Origin of the sequence: Motilimonas eburnea, from assembly GCF_021295345.1 — a bacterium.
Lineage (GTDB): Bacteria > Pseudomonadota > Gammaproteobacteria > Enterobacterales > CBDFNC01 > Motilimonas > Motilimonas eburnea.
The window spans coordinates 78,939-96,538 of the sequence record NZ_JAIMJB010000009.1 but is presented as its reverse complement, the minus strand read 5'-3'; the positions used below and the strand labels follow the sequence as shown (position 1 = coordinate 96,538).

The 17,600-nt window shown below is 44.7% G+C and carries 11 protein-coding genes; 3 read left to right on the top strand and 8 right to left on the bottom strand.

Going from position 1 to position 17,600, the window contains the following annotated elements:
* Positions 1-12: 12 nt before the first annotated feature.
* Complete coding sequence (locus tag K6Y21_RS10820; protein ID WP_233071861.1) at positions 13-639, top strand: nuclease-related domain-containing protein; 627 nt, start codon at positions 13-15, stop codon at positions 637-639.
* 112 nt (positions 640-751) lie between these two features.
* On the opposite strand, the gene K6Y21_RS10815 is transcribed toward K6Y21_RS10820, so the two are convergent.
* Positions 752-3,643 (bottom strand): DEAD/DEAH box helicase family protein, encoded by a 2,892-nt coding sequence (locus K6Y21_RS10815; RefSeq protein ID WP_233071860.1) that lies wholly within the window; start codon positions 3,641-3,643, stop codon positions 752-754.
* 13 nt (positions 3,644-3,656) lie between these two features.
* Positions 3,657-4,247, bottom strand: coding sequence for a class I SAM-dependent methyltransferase (locus K6Y21_RS10810; protein ID WP_233071859.1), 591 nt, complete (start codon positions 4,245-4,247; stop codon positions 3,657-3,659).
* A gap of 355 nt (positions 4,248-4,602) precedes the next feature.
* Between K6Y21_RS10810 and K6Y21_RS10805 the strand changes: the two genes are divergently transcribed.
* Entirely contained in the window at positions 4,603-5,304 is a 702-nt protein-coding gene (locus K6Y21_RS10805; protein ID WP_233071858.1) for a pirin family protein, read from the top strand.
* 6 nt (positions 5,305-5,310) lie between these two features.
* On the opposite strand, the gene K6Y21_RS10800 is transcribed toward K6Y21_RS10805, so the two are convergent.
* The 3 genes from K6Y21_RS10800 to K6Y21_RS10790 are packed head-to-tail and all read right to left on the bottom strand — an operon-like array spanning position 5,311 to position 11,517.
* Positions 5,311-6,285: a DUF4434 domain-containing protein gene (locus tag K6Y21_RS10800; protein WP_233071857.1), complete on the bottom strand. Its 975-nt coding sequence runs from the start codon at positions 6,283-6,285 to the stop codon at positions 5,311-5,313.
* A complete protein-coding gene (locus K6Y21_RS10795; protein WP_233071856.1) occupies positions 6,279-9,350 on the bottom strand; it encodes an NfrA family protein in 3,072 nt (1,023 codons plus the stop codon). Before K6Y21_RS10795 ends, K6Y21_RS10800 begins: the two co-directional genes overlap by 7 nt.
* Entirely contained in the window at positions 9,337-11,517 is a 2,181-nt protein-coding gene (locus tag K6Y21_RS10790; RefSeq protein WP_233071855.1) for a glycosyl transferase family protein, read from the bottom strand. The genes K6Y21_RS10795 and K6Y21_RS10790 overlap by 14 nt, the downstream gene beginning before the upstream one ends.
* A 260-nt stretch (positions 11,518-11,777) precedes the next feature.
* Here K6Y21_RS10790 and K6Y21_RS10785 point away from each other — a divergent pair, with 260 nt between their 5' ends.
* On the top strand, positions 11,778-14,492 hold the full coding sequence (locus K6Y21_RS10785; protein WP_233071854.1) for a UvrD-helicase domain-containing protein: 2,715 nt from the start codon (positions 11,778-11,780) through the stop codon (positions 14,490-14,492).
* Between the two features lie 78 nt (positions 14,493-14,570).
* Here the strand turns inward: K6Y21_RS10785 and K6Y21_RS10780 are convergent, their stop codons facing one another.
* The 3 genes from K6Y21_RS10780 to pyrD form a co-directional block, all read right to left on the bottom strand.
* Positions 14,571-15,752, bottom strand: a complete 1,182-nt coding sequence (locus K6Y21_RS10780; RefSeq protein WP_233071853.1) for an HD-GYP domain-containing protein — start codon at positions 15,750-15,752, stop codon at positions 14,571-14,573.
* A 97-nt stretch (positions 15,753-15,849) separates the two neighbouring features.
* On the bottom strand, positions 15,850-16,395 hold the full coding sequence (locus K6Y21_RS10775) for a cell division protein ZapC domain-containing protein (RefSeq protein WP_233071852.1): 546 nt from the start codon (positions 16,393-16,395) through the stop codon (positions 15,850-15,852).
* An 86-nt stretch (positions 16,396-16,481) separates the two neighbouring features.
* Positions 16,482-17,492: a quinone-dependent dihydroorotate dehydrogenase gene (gene pyrD, locus K6Y21_RS10770; protein WP_233071925.1), complete on the bottom strand. Its 1,011-nt coding sequence runs from the start codon at positions 17,490-17,492 to the stop codon at positions 16,482-16,484.
* Positions 17,493-17,600: the final 108 nt, after the last annotated feature.

Below are 17,600 nucleotides of genomic sequence, written 5' to 3'. Positions count from 1 at the left end.
GGGGTTTAATATATGTCCGTCATCATCACTTTACTTGCCATTATTTGCGCTTACATACTCGGTAAACGCAGTCGACTTTATCGAACCAATGCAGGAGAAAGGAAGGTCGCTGAATTAATCCAAGCGCAGCTCGATCCACAAAAAGAAATACTTCTTAACAACATAACCTTACCCTGCAATGATGGCTCAACAACGCAAATTGACCACCTATTGATTTCACAATACGGCATTTATGTCATCGAAACTAAAGATTATAGTGGCTGGATATTTGGCGACCCACTGTCAGCAAGGTGGACGCAGGTTTTGTATCGAAGAAAAACTCGCTTTCAGAATCCAATAAGACAAAATTATGCACATATCAAAGCTATATCTGCACTTTTTGATTTTTTACCTGCTCAAGATATACATTCACTCGTTGTCTTCTCTGGCGATGCCAAATTTAAAACGCCCATGCCTGCCGGAGTTATTTATGCGGATGAAATATCCAAATATCTTAGCTCTCGTCAGGAAATGACGATCAGCCTTAATCGAGTGCAGTTTTGCTTAGGACGCCTTAGTTTTTATCGTATGCCACCCAATGAAGCGACAGATAAGCTACATATTCAAAACTTGAGAAAAAAGCATAATCGGTTGGCCTGACATCTTGAGTCTTCATCGCGCAAAAGATCCGTTTGGAGGCAAGATCGCAGTGATCTAATGCTCAAAAAGGCACGCAATTCTTTAGTGATTGATATTATTGTCTTTTAGTTTTTTACTCGCGTAAAACTTTCACCAATCTCGCAAAAGTTCTCATCGATTCATTTGCTGGCATCAACTCATAATCAGGATTGTTAGCTTTTAGGTAGTAGTGACCCTGATTATCTTTTTGCACAACACGAAGCAGGTACTGACTGTCACCAACGTCATCTTGTATTTCTAACGCTATCGTTTTTCCTGTGATTGATCCCGCGGATGTCGGTGTCACAAATTCAAGTAATAGCAAGTCACCGTCAAATATTGGTGACTTTCCACCGTTCATTGAATGACCAGAAGCTCTTGCTAAAAAGTGTTTATCTTGACTTAGGTTACTTATTTCTACAGGCATCATTTCTACATCATCACTTGTACCAGTCTTAAAATGACCGCAGGCGATTTTTAAGTTTGGATAATAAGGCAGCATGATGCCATCGTTAGCAGCCTTTACCGTTGTCACAGGTTCGGCTTGTTTTTGCTCTCTATCTGCATATTTTGCTAGCTGTAAATCAACCAACTCTTTAACAAAGTGATTAAAGTCTGGTAAAAGCGAAGAGGAAACAGTGAAGTTAGCCGTCAATTTTCCAGCCGCATCATTAAACCAAGCATTTTTTTGCTTTGTATTTCCACCAACCAAAGCGTTAATTGGATTAATTAGCCAGTACTTTAACCAAGCTGGTGAGTTAGCGTCTAATTGTCGAATTTTTGGCGGGAGATCCGACTCTTTTAACCGAGGGTATCTCGATAAAACCTGCCAACTCTTAGCTGAAAGCATTTCCATCGTCGGCGGAACATTGAAACCATCAAGTTCGAGGTAGGCTTCAAGCAGAATGGCTTTGAAACATTTGGTCATGCTCATTTTCTGAACCGCATTTAATAAAAACGATTTGTGGTCTTCGACAATTCGTTGCAAGTTTCCATCATTACTCATTGTGGCGACTAGCTCTAGCCAACTGCCATGTTGTTTGTTGACCTTATTGAAATCATAACCTGCACGATAAAACTCCACCGCTCTTGGTCTGTGCCCAAGATGATTAGTCAGATTTTCAAACTCTTCCTTAGCAGTGTGTCGTAATTGTTTAACAAGCGCTTGCCAAAAATCGACGATTTGTGGCTCGAGATTGACGAAACACCCATTGCCTAACTTGGGATTTGTAGCTTTAATGCCATCGTATTTTGATAGATCACTTGATGTAGTTATGCCAAGCACTTCCTGCTTATTCAAGAATGAACGGTGATTACCGATGAAGTCTAAAACAACTAAGTGTGTCTTGTTGATGTGTCGACGCAGCCCTCGGCCCAACTGCTGAATAAAGATAATATTTGATTCTGTTGGACGCAACATGAGCACAGTATCGATCGATGGTAAGTCCGTCCCCTCGTTAAATAAATCTACCGAGAACAGAACTTGTATTTCACCTTTGTCGAGCATAGTTAATGCTTCATTACGCCGAACGGATGAATGGCTGTGAACAGACAGCGCTTTATAACCTTGTTCGGCATATGCCATGTTAAATTGCACTGCCATAAAATCAGCGTGCTTTTGGGAAATGCAGAAAGCAAGCGTACGAGATTGTTGCTTCGCTTCCCAATGCTTAAAAATATGCTTTGCTCTTTGTTTGGTAGCAAATTGAGCATCTAGCGCCGCAGGGTCAAACTTGCCATTGCGCCAAGGGATCGCTTGATAATCAACTGAATCATCCCAAATACCGTAATAGTGAAATGGCACCAAAATGCCACCATCAATACCATGTACTAGGTTGCGCTCGAATACCAAGTTATCGTGGCAAAGTGAGAGAATGTTGGCTTGGTCGGTACGCTCAGGCGTCGCCGTTAGCCCGAGTAGAAACTTTGGCTCAAAGTGATTAAGAATATTGAGGTATGTTTTTGCGCTTGCATGGTGAAACTCATCCACAACGATGTAGTCAAAGTAGTCGGCAGCGAAGTGCTTGAGATGCTCTTCTTTTCCCAAGCTCTGTACTGATGCAAACAACATCTTTTTTTGTTTTTCTTTTCGCTTACCATGATAAAGCCCTGCTGATTTTTCTGGCCATAGCTTGGCAAACGTATTCAATGCTTGATTTAATATTTCTTCTCTGTGGGCAACAAATAGGACACGTTTAGCTTGAATTTGCTTGGCATCAAAAGCGGACAGCCAAGTTTTCCCCATGCCCGTCCCCATCACAACCAATCCACGCACGTTACCTTTATCGCGTGTGTCATCAAGCGCTTGTAGTGCTTCTATTTGTGCTGAATTTGGCGTGTAATCATCATCATCTAACAGCGAAGCGTCTCCCACCGCTGAGAGCTTGGGTGGTGTTCTTCTTTTGATATAGTCTTCAATCCACTCATCAGTCAGTGCTATTGCCAATGGATGATGAAATAGCTTGTTAAACTGTTCACGAATATGGTTGAACTGTTTCGCTTGCGAAGGCTCATCAGACTGGCGGTAATCTAATCGAAGGCTCCATTCATGGGCGTCAGTAAGGGCAGATTTACTGATGTTGTTCGAGCCAACAAAAGCGGTTCCATTGAAGAAAGAATGAGTCTCATCAGTGCGCACAAAAATGTATGACTTGAGATGAAAACTGTGATTGTTTGCTTCAAAAATTTTCACAATCACCTCATCACCTTCTAGCTCGACCAAAGAGCGCAGCGCGATAGGGTGAGTAATATGAAGATAGTCAGACGTTAATATTCTGAGCTTGAGTGGCTGATTGTGATTTGCTTTTCGTTCAATGGCCTCATGAATACTTGGCAATAATAGATCAAGCCCTGACGGCTGAATAAAAGAAACTGCTATCTCTATTTCGGTTGCATGATTGATGGCATGAACCAGTTGCGGTAACAGAGGGTCGTCACCACCCGTGGTCAGCAAGTTATCTCGAATGGTCAGCGATTGTGTTGGCATCCGTGTCTTTTCCTTAATCTTTTTTGACCAAGATGGCATTTAACCATTGCTCGGCTTCTCGTCCAGGCCTTGCATCCGAGCTTATCCAAGTTTCTTCAATTTCAAGTTGAGTAGATAAGAGAGTATCTTTAAGATTTTGTTCATTCATATCAACAAAGAAGCGACCATTACGCACTTGCTCAGTATTACCGTATTTAAATGAGCAATAGAAAATGCCATTTGTTTTGAGATGGTCACTAAGATGCAAAAATGTTTTCTTAAGGTCTCTTTTAGCAACGTGAAGTAGTGAGGCGCATGCCCAAATAGCATCGAAGTCGGCTGGTGCTGATTTAAAAGTACTAAATGTTGCTTGGATGACCTGTTGTCCAATGTATTCTGATGCCATTGCAACAAGAGATTCACTGGCATCAAATGCCACGACTTTGTAGCCCAAACTAATAAAGTTTTTACTATCTCTTCCGGAACCACACCCTGCATCCAATATTTTTCCGTGATTATCGACTCGAGGAAGAAAACGGTCGTAAAGTTTCTGAACATCTACATTCACAGTTGTAGTGAAAAAGCTCTGTGCATTGTCATTGTAATATTGGTTAGTCGTCTTCATGGCGTGGCTTATCTGTGCACTGAAAGTCGTTATTTTGCATTATCTTACATCTATGTTCTATGCGAATCAGTCTATAACGAGACATGACTCTAGCTAGTTCTAATCACCATTTATTTAAAGAACTAAGCCTGAATAATGCCACCCTAAAGCCGGGCCTAATCAACTCTAAGGATGTTTTTCGCCGAGCGAGCTCGCCTCCCACAAGCAGTGGCGCCAACAGGGGAGTTGGAGCGGGATGATGATTCTATTTTTTAGAACAATACATTAGATATTTGGCGTTATTCATTCGTTTAATTACTCGCTATATTAGGCCCATCACTTTATTTGCATGCCCTTTGGGGCGATGGAGTTGTTTATGATCACCGTGAGAAAAGCCGAAGAGCGCGGCCGTGGCCATTATGGTTGGCTTAATACCCATTATTCTTTTTCCTTTGCTAATTATTATGATCCGCGTTTTATGGGGGTGTCGGCGCTGAGGGTGATTAATGATGACATCATTGCGCCGGGGGCGGGCTTTGATACCCATGGTCATCGCGATATGGAGATCATTACCTATGTCACCTCGGGCGTGATTGCCCATAAAGACAGTGTCGGTAATGTCACTGAATTGCCAGCGGGTGAATTTCAGTTGATGTCGGCGGGCAGTGGTATTCGCCACAGCGAGTTTAACGCGCGCCAAGATCAAGAGCTTACCTTATTACAAATTTGGATTGAGCCGAACCAATTTGGCGGTAAGCCGGGATATCAGCAAAAGGCGTTTGGCATGCGTAATGGTTTGCATGAGGTGATCACCCCCGATGGCCGAGATGGCACCTTGAAGATTAAGCAGGATGCGCGCCTACTGCATTTATTACTGCAACCCAATGAAACAGCCGAAATGATTTTGGGCAAACAGCGTATCGCTTATGTGCAGTTAATTAAGGGCAAGCTCAAGTTAAATGATATTGAACTTAAGCCCGGCGACGGTGGCGCGGTGCAGCGCATTGAACAGCTTGTGTTTGCAAGTTGTGATGAGGCGGTAGAAGCGATTGTGTTCGATTTACCACCCCACGCTTAGTTTCTTTTAGAGTTGTAGGTAACCTTTGGCCAAGGGCAAATAGCGCAGCGAGAAGACGATGTTCTGCGTTGGGCAGTAGATTTGCTCTTGCTTTAGTTGCTGTTGCCATTGTTGTGGCTCGACATAAGTCGCGGTAAAGGTTTCATCAGGGCCAGATTGCTGGCGAAATACCTCGTAAATCAATCCGGTATTGCTCGGCTTTTTACAAGACAGTAAGGCGTTAAAGTAGCTCTGGCGCTGTACTTGCGACAAGGCTTGGGTGCCCATGCCGTCTTGCAACCACAGATTAACCTCGGTTTGTTCAGCAATTCGTTTAAAGAAGGCCGAGGTTTTCGTTGGCTCTTGATGGCCCCCTATGTACACAGACAGATAGGTATCTTGCTCTGGCGTCAACTGTTTTAATTTCCCTATAAACTCCTGCAAATGCTTAATTAGTATTTCCTGCTGCAGTGGGCTTTGCCAATGATAATCGTCAATTTCTTCTGGGATATACCAACCAGCAAAGGCTGAGTGTTGCCAAACTGATTGCCAGCGCATGGCTTGTTGCAGTGAATGGCGTTGTAACTGTGCTAAATAGTCATCCAATGTTTCGGGTGACTGCTTGATCTGCTTAAAGAAAGCCGGATCACTGTATAGGCCAATTTTCACTTTTAAGCCGCGCTGCGCTGCCAATTCAAATAAACGCTCAAGGTTAACCCCACTGAGGTTGGGCGTCTCTGGTAACCCTTGATTAAAATGCGCGGTGCCAAAGGCGCTCCATTGAAAAACGATCCCTTTTGCACCTTGCTGCTGTAACTGTTTAAAGATGTGGTGCCATTTTATTTCTGATAATGCCATGTCTCTGGTTTGTGGCTGATAAACTACCCATGCATTATCCGGCAACGGCTGCCAAGGAAGTTGCGGTGAGCGCGCGTGTGCCGCGCAGGCCAGCAAACCTAAGCTAACCAGTAGCAAGCAATGTCTCAGTGTGTTTTTTACCATGCTAAATTCACCTTAAATGTGATGCCATTATCATCGGCTAAATAGGTATCGACTGAATGATGAAACTCAATGGCGAAACTGTGTTTTTGACGATACGCATAACGTTCACTGCCCTCTCGCCAGAGGTTAAGGGAAACACCGGCGAATGCCCGCGCATCATTTCCATAGGTACTGGTTGATGCTATCACGCCAGTATAAGGCATAACAGATGCAGCATAACTAACACTTTGTTTTAATTTAATATGCTGCCCTATTTTGTATTTTGAAAGCAAGCTATATTCATCGCGCTCTACACTGTATGAAGCATCAAAATACAACTCCTGCTCGGTCCAACCCTTGCCATCAACATGCCAATCACCCGAATATTTACCCTGATTTAACATAGATGCCGTGGTGCGCAGTAACAGATCAGCCTGTTGCTGTTCAAAGTTATACTGGGGTTCAAAGTATAAGTACCATGATTGGGTTTTCATTGGTTGATATTTCAAGCCAATTCCTGTGAGGGTAACGCCACTTAACGAGTCAAATCTTTGCTCGGTTTGCTGTTGCCCGATGAGGCGCGCATAAGCACTCAATCGCGGATGTCCTAGGTGTAAGAGATGAGGTTTGGCTTCGATTTCGGCGCTCCAATAATGGGCGAACGGTTCGGTTAGGTCCACAGCACCAAGCCCTAAGTCAACGGGGATACTATTTTCACCTTGCCAATAGTCTAGCCTTACACTGTAATCGCGATTTAATTGTTCATTAAACCGCGTCAAATTGAATTTGTGCTGCTGCGCTGAAATCCCATCTATTGTTGCTGTGGTGATGTATTCGTCTTTATGTTCAACGGCGACCGCTAATCGCTCGCGAGCCAGTTCGGGTTCATTTTGATTGACATAGAGGTAAGCCAATTCTTCATACCACGGATAATGCGCAGGCATGCCTAATAGGGCCTGCTCGAAGTATTTACTGGCATCCTCTTGTTTTAATTGCTGGGCCAGATAACCCCGCTGTGCTTGCAGGTGGCTGTTGTTTGGCTCCAGTAGCAGGGCCTTATCTAAACTTGCAGCGGCTTGCTCTGGCGGTTGTAATTGCGCTATTTGGCTCAGCACGTCGGCGCTGGGTTGCAGCAGATAAACTTGCTGTAAGCTGTTTAAGGCTTGCTCATCTTGCTGTAAGGCCTTGGCTAATTGGGCGCTTTGTTGCCAATATTCGGCATTTTGTTCGCCATTTTTTTGCTGATATTGAGTCAACCACTGCTGGGCTTGTGACCAATGGGATAAGGCCATTGCTGTACTCGCCATGGCCAACAAGTGTTTGGTCGCTAAATCCGGTTGCTTACTGAGTTGTAACCAACGACGATAAGCCAATTCATGCTGGCCTTGCTTTGCTTCATGGTAAGCCAGCGCAAGTTGTACTTGAGTGTTGTAACCCTGTTGCTCACTTAATTTAAACACTTGGTATGCTTTGTCTGCATCCTTAGCTTGGAAACAATACGCCAAGTTAATCAGGTCTGATTGCGCTAGCGGTTTCGTTAATTGTTGGGATAGCTGCCACGCTTGTTCACATTGCCCTATGGCCAACCACTGCTGTGCAATAACCCGTTTATCCGCATCGCTAATGGCTTGCTTTTGTAATTGCATAAGCGCCTTTTGGCTCTGCTCTGTTTGCGACAGAGCCTTAAGTGTAAGCAGCAGTCTTGCCTTTAAATCTTGCTGGTTTTTTACTGGCCATGATGTATACGGATAATGCTTGATCAGTTCTCGCCGGGCTAATGGCACGTTGCCTTGTTGCATCAGAAAATAACTATACTGATCAAGGTAGTTAGCGTCTTTATTGTATAGCGCCTGCATCAGGTTAAGCGCTTTTTTAGCCATCCCTTGGTGCTGATAAGCACTCATAAGCAAACCTTGCTCCGATTGCGTCAAGGAGCCTGTTGATTGTTTGCCTTCTAGCAAGGTAATGATGCTTGGCCAATGACGCATTTCTTGCGCCAAGTTAAGTGCTAAGGTTCGCCATTGCTTGGTGTTTTGTTTGAACCGAACCGGATAATTAACGAAATCAGTTAAACCAACATGATGTTTTGCGATTTGTACTGCTGCAAGATCAAGCAGTTCTTGCTCTTGCTTGGCATTTTCAATTTGCGCCAATGCCTTAAAGATCGCATCTCGGGTATGTGGGATATCCCCTGTTTCCGAATTTAATTGAGCGAGTAGGGTTTGGTTGTGAAAATCAGCCGGTAATTGTTCTAACAAGCGCTTTGCCTGTTCTTTTTGCCCCGCTTCCAGCAATAAGGTTAGCCACTGCTGGCGCTCTTGTTGCGTTAATTGGCCAACTGGACTGCTATCACGCATGGCTAACCATTTTAATGCGCCCGCGGTATTACCTGAGTTGATATAAACCTGAATTAACTCACCAGCAAGGGCAAATGCCGCCTTGCTTTGGCCAAATGGTTGGCTCGCTAGTAGCGCTTCTAACGCCTCATTACGGCCGACTTTCAGCAGTAAATAGCCGTATTCTCGATGCAGATTAAACGGCTCTTTATCTATTTTCAGACGGCGTTGTAGTTGGCTCATGGCGCGTTCGTAATGGGCGCCCTGTTTGCTTAAGTTAACGCTAGTCAATAACAATTGGTTAAGTTTTGCCTCGCTGGCCGCTGTTTGAGGCTGCCACAAAGGGTGATTTAGCAAGTCATTGGTTTTGTCTTGTAATGGCGAGAGCTTGGCTTGTAATCCCAATATGTAAATATCACTCAACAGCAAAAGCTGGGCTTGAGTGGTGATGGTTCGTTTGTCGAAATCCGCTAACAATTGAATTGCCGACGCATCTTGGCCTAATGCCAAGTAGGATTTAAACAATTCTTTTTCAATCACCAAATTGTTTGGTGATATAGCTAAGGCGTGTTGCCATTCCTTTACCGCTTCACCATATTGGCCTTTGTGCATGTATTGGTATGCTTTATCCACAAAAGGATAGAGTCGAAATTGGGTAAATTCAGACAGCCCATCTCCGGCTGGAAAATCGGTTTTGGCCAAAACGCTGCCCGATATCAGCAAGGCAAAAAGGAGATTAACTGTGCGCATAACGTGTTGCCTCAAGCGTTGGATGGTTATAGCTAAGCGCGTTTGTTTCACTAAATGTCATGTTCAGTTGACCTAATGTGGTCCAATCAATGACTTCTTTATCGACAAAGTATTGTGCCAATGAAATATCCGTTTTTTCAAAGCCAATCAGCAATTGGTTAACAATGCTATTGCTCAGGTGTTGCTGCTCCGCGACAATTTCAATCACGGAATACTGCTGCGCGATTTCCTCATCCAATAAATCGCGACTGCGTAGCGCATATTGTTGTTTTAGCTGCTCTTGCTCGGTAGCATTCATGCTATAACCATATTCTAGCGCTTGCGTGACTGTGCCTGGCAGGGCAATCACATAGCGAGTTTTTTTACCTAGCTTTCTGGATATGGCCGCTAAGGTCACCGGCGATAAATAGCTTTCACTGGCCAGCAGCAGTTCATCTTTTTCATTTTCGATAACAACCACTTGATATCGATAAGCCAGTTGCTTGTTGAGTATTTGCCAGCAGCTCGGGGCAATAGCAAATAAATCAAATCGTTCAACCGGAACATGTGCCTGCGCCGCTAGGGCGGTAGCTAACTGCATTGGGGTTATTTGTGATTGGCTAAATAAATAACGGCCTAATTTTTGACTCGCCGGTTTATTTTGCAATGCTAGCTCTATCTGTGACGCGGTTAATACGTGTTGTTGAACTAATATTTCACCCAACCTTTGACGTGAGGTTTGCTCTCCTATATGAGGAAAATCATGAGAGGTTTTGTCCCATGCAACCCGTCTTGCATCCCCCATGGCTAATACTTGACGCAGAGCGCGGACATTGGCAAAAAAGTTAATAATATTGCCCCACACCATACGCGGCAGTGAAACCAAGCCTTGTACCCAACCGTAATAGCTGGTGACAAAGATAAACCGCTGCAACATGCGATTGATCAGTAAGCCCGCATTGATGGTGAGTAACACTGCTAACCATTTTTCATCACCATAGATAGATAAAAAGTTGTAACTGTCGTTAACCAGATGCTGCACCAGCCACAACAGGCCTAGCTGTGAAAATATCAACACGGCGAGAAATCCCACTAAATTGGTAATGCCGCCCTTGCGATCACGCCATAAAAAGTAATTAAGTCGCCAGTCGCTGCTCCACGCATGGTTTTTGAACCCTTGGAACACGATGCCAATGATCCAACGTGATTTTTGTCTAACCGCGGTATGAAATGTGTCAGGGAAGTATTCGCGTATGCACACAACGCTACTCTGGGTTAGGCTTTTGCCGGTCCATAACTTATGTTTATTTTGGTGTTCGCTGGTAACCACGGGATAGCGAACAAAGATCTCCTCCAGTCCATGCTGTCGCAGCCGGATCCCGATGTCGTAATCTTCAGTCAAACTTTGCACATCAAAGGCAATACCTTGGCCTTCCTCTAATAAGATGTTGATTGCACGGCGGCTAAAACAGGTACCCACGCCCGCGCTGGGCACTTGCCCCACTAACGCTTCACGCACAGGAACATCTTTGCCATGTAGCTCGGCAAACTCATCCAGATAATGGCCACTGGTAAAATCCGTTAGTTTTCGTGCAAATGGGTAAACAGGCAACTGGATCAAGTCTTTCCTGTCCACTAGGTGGTTAAACAGTCTTAATTCCATCGCGCTGATAACATCTTCTGCGTCATGTAAGATAAAGCCACTAAATTCGAATTTAGCTTGCTGTTCAAATAAGGTGATGGCACCTATGATGTTGTTTAAACAATCGGCCTTACTGGTTGGCCCGGGCTTGGCACAAACGACTTTATGTACATTGGGAAAACGCGCGCAAACCGCATCGACATCGGCTTGTGTTTTTTCATCGTTGGGGTAAGTTCCCACAAAAATATGATAGTTTTCATAATCTAACGTTTTAGCGGCTAATTCAGCCATCGGTCCCACCACACCATGCTCTTGCCAGGCTGGCACCATGATGGCAAACGGCTTTTCATCGGCTAGATGGAGATCTCGGTATTCGTGACGAGGGTGTTTACTGTAAACAAACAGAGCGCGGTAAAGACGGCGAAACCAATAAGCCAAATCAATAAATAAGTCATCAAGTCCACTGATAACTAAAATAATCGCTAATCCATAAACGAGATACTTTAAGACAAATAAATAGCTTGCTAGTACATCAACCCAACTCATCACCGCTCCTCACTCTGAAAAACATGATTAAGATCACGTTTTAAATGATAGATCTCATTGCCGTGAACCCATATAGCGGAAATCCCCTATTAAGCTGTGCATTGACTGGTGGAATAGCGCTGATTCGAAACAAAAAAAGCCAGACTAAATAAAAATATTCGAGACTTCACTAGGCCATATCAGTAACATAGAACATCAGTTTTCGGAGGCGTAGCCAGAATTGGGCTACTTGCATGTATTACCTTACTTGGATATGACTTTTGAACGACTTGCCAACTTCACCCTCTACTGTTCATTTTGATAGCCATTGGTTTGGTGGATTTTTCGGCAGTAAGCTAACTAAGCTGGTGTTCTGCCCCGAAGGCTTGACCGTTCAAAAGCAGCTGTATCGCTGGCAAGATATTGTTGCCCCCTTAAGTGTGGAGCAAGGCACCTTGTTTGATACCTTGTGCGTTCCACTAGATAACGAAATCCATTACGTGCCTTGGCTGGCCAAACGCCCTCTGCAGCGCTTGTTGCCCCAAGCAATGCAACATTGGGCACGATTTCATTCTGCGCAAGTGTTGGCCGCTGCACAGGAATGCCACAGCGCATTAAAGCAAGGTTATGTACGCAAAAGCACCATGTTAGCCTTGATCCAGCGAGCACAAGGGGTATTAGCGCCGTTACTTATGGTTAACGACGAAACGGCCGCCCCATCGGGCCATGCCCACCCCCTTCACAGCAGTGCAACACTACTCGCACAGCAGGGAAAGTCCGTTGCCAGTGCCCTTACCTTATTACAAGTCATCGCGCGTTGGTCTGAAGCTGAGATAGAACAGCATCAGCAAAAGTACATAGATCAACAAATGATTTTGCACCGTCATTATTTTAATACCGTTGAATCTAACCCGTTAACGCCCCTGCAGCAAAAGGCCTGTGTGATCAATGAGCGCAGCAACTTGGTGTTGGCCGGTGCCGGTACAGGCAAAACCAGCACCATGGTTGGCCGCGCGGGATTTTTATTAGCCAGTGGTCAGGCCCGTGCGCAGCAAATATTGTTGTTGGCATTTGGTCGCCAAGCGGCGCAAGAAATGGACCAACGTTTGGCTTTTTGTTTGCCCGATGAAACCATTAAAAGCACCACGTTTCATGCGCTGGGTTTGCATATCATCACCGAGGTGGAAGGCCAAGCGCCTAATTTAACCCCGTTTGTTGAAGACAATGACGCTAAGCTGGCTTGGCTCATGCACCAGTTTGAACAATTAATGACGCAGGCAGACTACCAGCAGCAAGTGTTGGCGTTTTTGCTGCAGCATGGTGCGCCTTGTCTTACCCCCTTTGATTTTGATGATGGCGGCGATTACCTCAATTACATGCATCAACACGGGGTGGCCAGTTTAAATGGCGAAATGATGCTACATCATAGCGATTTATGTATTGCTAATTGGCTGTTTAGGCAAGGGATAGTGTATGAGTATCTGCCTCCTAGCAGCAACGGCGAGCATGTATTAGCCGAGCCGGCACGGATTTTTTTACCGGAATATCAGATCACCTTGATCACTTGGTTGCTCGACAAGCATAACCAAGTGCCCCGCTATTTAGATGAACAGGCCTACATGGCGCGTAAGCAGCAGATCAGCCAGCAAACCTTTAAGCTGATTGAGCATTATGTGTGCGATCTGGAAAAAGACACCTTTTTTGATAATTTGGCGGCGCAGTTAACCTCCCTTGGTGTGCTGATGCGCCCGCTCTCTGACGCGCAAATTTTTGAACATTGTCAGGCAAAAGGCATGATTGGCGAGCTCGGCGCGCTACTGTGCCAAATGGTGGGGGCTTATAAAGCCTGCTGGCTTGATCAGCAATCCCTAAATGTTCGCTTGGGGGCCTTGGTGAATGCTGAGCAAATGCGCGCCGCGGTGAATTTACTGCAACCCTTACTGATGGCTTATCAAGGTTATTTAGCCAGCCGCAATGAAATTGATTTTGATGACATGATAGGTCGCGCCATTAATTATGTGATGGATGGGCGTTTTCAATCACCCTGGCGGCATATTTTAGTGGATGAGTTTCAGGATATTTCCGAGCCTAGAGCGCGATTAATACGCGCCTTGCGGGATCGACACCCAGATAATACGCTATTTTGTGTCGGCGATGATTGGCAAGCCATTTATCGCTTTGCGGGCTCGGATGTCAATTTAACCACGGATTTTGATACCTATTTCGGCGCGGGCAAAGGCGAGTCTGCGGTGTTGGCCCTTGATAAAACGTTTCGCTTTAATAACAGCATTGCCGATGTGAGTAGCCAATTTGTGTGCCAAAACCCGGCCCAGCTGAGTAAGTCCCTTAACACCCACCAACAGGTTGATGCCCCTGCCGTATCGATTTTACGTACCAGCACGCCACATGCCCTTAACTCGGTATTAGCCCAAATAGAGCCACGCATTGCCACGCAACCGAGCCAAAATAAGGTATTACTGCTGGCCCGGTATCATCATTTACTGCCATCGCACGAGCAGCTTAGCCGGTTAAATCAAGCTTACCCTGGCTTATCGATTAGTGCGATGAGCGTGCATGCCAGTAAAGGCAAAGAAGCTGATTTTGTGGTGGTGTTAGGTTTAGAGCAAGGTGGCCATGGTTTTCCGGCCCAAAAAGCCACACCGTTTTTATTGGATGCCTTGTTGCCGCCAGCAGAGCGCTTTCGCCATAGCGAAGAGCGTCGCTTGTTTTATGTTGCCCTAACCCGGGCTAAGCAACGGGTGTACCTTGTTACCAATATGCAGCGCCCTAGCCCGTTTGTGCTTGAGTTATTAGAGGGGGAGTATGATGTTGAGCTGGATGAATTTGAGGTTGGCCTGGATCAGCAGCTAACCCATGTTGAAACTTGCCCCCGTTGTAAAAGTGGCACCTTACAAAGTAAACAAGGCAAATACGGTGCGTTTATGGGCTGCTCTCATTACCCATTTTGTGATTATACCGAGGCCGCACTGGGCTAGTTTATTCGCGGTTTAAAAACCGCTCCCACGGGTAAATATAGCCCTCCTCTGTGGGAGGCGAGCTAGCTCGGGAACGGGTTAACCTTGTTTGATGAGGTATTCGATCACTTGCTCCATGTCCAGCTCAAAATCATCGGGGCGCACGCCTTTAATGATGTAGTCTTCGCCATCGCTTAGATCAACCGCCGTGCTTGGACGATACATGTGCTGTTCAACACTATAAAAGGGGCGTACTTTTGGGTTGATGGGATCGGCTGGGTTACTGCTTTCTACAATGGCAAGCTGATTGGAGTGCAACTCGACTAAGGTGCCCACAGGGTACACCCCCATGCACTTTATAAACTGATCCACTAATTGGCTATCAAGGTGGCCGTCATTGGCCATGTGACGCAAAATATTAAACGCCTTAATATGGGCGTACCCGTCTTTGTAGACGCGATTCGCGGTTAAGGCATCGAAGATGTCACAAATGGCGATCATGCGGCCATATTGAGAAATTTTTTCACCCTTGACCCGATAGGGATAGCCTGTGCCATCGAGCTTCTCATGATGCAGTGCGGCGACCTCTAAGCTTAATTTAGTGATGCTTGGCGTGTTTTCAATCACATGGATAGAGTGATTAACATGGGTTTTCATGATGGTGAATTCATTATCCGTCAATTTACCCGGTTTGTTTAAAATGGCATCGGGCACCATGATCTTACCCACATCGTGCAAAAATGCGCCAATAGCCAGTTGATGGATCACGTCACGCTCTAGTTTTAAATATTTGGCAAAAATAGAGATCAATACCGAGACCGCAACCGAATGCTCTAATAAATACAGATCTTTTTTGCGAATATTAATAACACTGGCTAAGGCGTCTGAGTTATTAAATATTTCGTCTATCACCGCGTTGGTGGCTTCAATAACGGGCGCCAAGTCTAATTCACGACCACTTTGCGCATCTTCAAAGATCTTTTTCTGTAATTGCTTCGACTCTTTAAAAATACGACTGGCCTTGCCCATTCGTTTAATAAAGCCAGCTTCAATTTGCTGTGGTGCGCTATTGTTAGGGGTTGATTCATCGCTTTGATCAACACTGCGGGTGCGGCTGGTGTCGATCATCACGCTTTGTATCCCCTTATTATGCAAAACCGCGATGGTTTGCGCCGACTCGACATAACAAGGGTGACTAAGTTGAATATTTCTTTGCTGTTGTAATATGTCCACTATGTAGTGACCTATTTCCAGCTCAGCCAGTGTTTTTTCTATCAGCATTCGGGATGTTTGATCTAATTTGAGTTGCCATTGCTTCTATTATGGCTACAAATAGCGATTTAGGCGAAGTGGAATTCAGCATGCTTCAAACAAAGTATTAGGCGCTGGCACGATCTTCAAGGTCGGCATCGCTAGCGTGTAAACAAGCCACCCTGTCGTTCATCACTTTGATCACGTCAAATTGTTGCAGTGTTTTGTGCTGACTGAAAATGTGCTGCGGCTCTACCAGCATACACAGGGTTATTTGCGAGTTGGATTCTAATACCAAATAGCGAGCGCTGTGGCCTGCATTACAAGTTAAGCTTATCAGCTCTCCCTGGGAGGCTTGATAGAACTGAGGCTGGGTTTTAAAAAACCAGCTTTGTGGCATCATGGGTTTGTGAAAACGAATGGCGGTGATGGCGTTTAAGATCCAATATACTTTTACCGCACTGGCCAGATCCTGAGGACTCAGCTGATCTAACAATTGGTAGTAAATCGCCGCATCATCAACACTAAAGGGTTGCTCGGTTTGATAAAACGGCACCATTTTTTTGCGGTTGAGATAAGGCTGGAAAACCAAATCGTCTCCCAACTCTAAAGTCAGTTGGGAGCTTTTATTATCAATTTTCCAAAGCCAATTGTCGTCAGGTTTTAAAATCATAATCCACTCAAATTTATTAAACGCCTATAGCTATAAAATAAATGTCATAATAAATCAAGTGTTGAGTTTAAAATCCGCAAAAAGAATTAGTAATTTTCGACAATGTTCTTAATTAAGCCTGGGCCATGGTAAATAAATCCAGAATAGACCTGAATTAATTTTGCCCCCGCTTGCATTTTTTCTTTAGCCGATACAACTGAATCGATGCCGCCCACACCAATAATTGGCATCGCGCCATTTATTTCTTTATTCAGCATGCGGATAACCTCGGTGCTCTTGGTTTGCACTGGGCGACCGCTCAAACCTCCGGCTTCACCTGCGTGTGGCATGCCTTTCACCATATCACGAGCTAAGGTGGTGTTAGTTGCGATCACCCCATCTATGTTATGGCGCACAAACGAATCTGAAATTTGGACAATTTCTTCTACCGTTAAATCAGGCGCAATTTTAACCGTAAGCGGAACATATTTATTATGCTTTTGTGCTAATTCAGCTTGGCGATCTTTTAGATCTTTTAATAGATCATCTAACGCTTCACCGTATTGCAGTGTTCTTAATCCCGGCGTGTTAGGTGATGAAATATTAACCGCAATATAAGACGCATGTTGGTACACTTTATCCATACAAATAAGGTAATCATCTTTACCTTTTTCAACTGGGGTATCAAAGTTTTTACCAATATTAATCCCAATCACACCTTGGTATTTGGTTGCTTTTACATTTTCAATTAAATAATCAACACCGCGGTTATTAAACCCCATGCGGTTGATAATGCCTTCGGCTTCAATAATTCTAAATAATCTCGGCTTTGGATTACCGTCTTGTGCTCTTGGAGTGACCGTGCCCACCTCAACAAAACCAAAGCCCATGGCGGCAAAGGCATCAATACATTCACCGTTTTTATCTAAACCCGCGGCTAGACCGACTGGGTTGTCAAAGGTAATACCCATGACTTCAACCGGACGCTTTCTTAGGTTTTGACGATAAACCATTTCTAATGGTGTGTTTTGCGTTCTTTTGAAGTTATTAATCGCAAGATCATGCGCTTTTTCCGCATCCAATTTAAAAAACGCTTCTCTAGCAAGACGGTATAACATGTTGACCTCAATTTTCTTATTAAACATTCGCGGCGTTTAAGTATAGGCACTTTCAACGCCACGGGGCATTCGTTTAGACCAAGCACAATAAAGGGGCTATTCGCCCCT

Bases quoted from the DNA above. Each gene is read 5' to 3' on its own strand.
- K6Y21_RS10820 (WP_233071861.1), top strand. From the start codon at position 13: ATGTCCGTCATCATCACTTTACTTGCCATTATTTGCGCTTACATACTC.
- K6Y21_RS10815 (WP_233071860.1), bottom strand. From the start codon at position 3,643: ATGCCAACACAATCGCTGACCATTCGAGATAACTTGCTGACCACGGGT.
- K6Y21_RS10810 (WP_233071859.1), bottom strand. From the start codon at position 4,247: ATGAAGACGACTAACCAATATTACAATGACAATGCACAGAGCTTTTTC.
- K6Y21_RS10805 (WP_233071858.1), top strand. From the start codon at position 4,603: ATGATCACCGTGAGAAAAGCCGAAGAGCGCGGCCGTGGCCATTATGGT.
- K6Y21_RS10800 (WP_233071857.1), bottom strand. From the start codon at position 6,285: ATGGTAAAAAACACACTGAGACATTGCTTGCTACTGGTTAGCTTAGGT.
- K6Y21_RS10795 (WP_233071856.1), bottom strand. From the start codon at position 9,350: ATGCGCACAGTTAATCTCCTTTTTGCCTTGCTGATATCGGGCAGCGTT.
- K6Y21_RS10790 (WP_233071855.1), bottom strand. From the start codon at position 11,517: ATGAGTTGGGTTGATGTACTAGCAAGCTATTTATTTGTCTTAAAGTAT.
- K6Y21_RS10780 (WP_233071853.1), bottom strand. From the start codon at position 15,752: ATGCTGATAGAAAAAACACTGGCTGAGCTGGAAATAGGTCACTACATA.
- K6Y21_RS10775 (WP_233071852.1), bottom strand. From the start codon at position 16,395: ATGATTTTAAAACCTGACGACAATTGGCTTTGGAAAATTGATAATAAA.
- pyrD (WP_233071925.1), bottom strand. From the start codon at position 17,492: ATGTTATACCGTCTTGCTAGAGAAGCGTTTTTTAAATTGGATGCGGAA.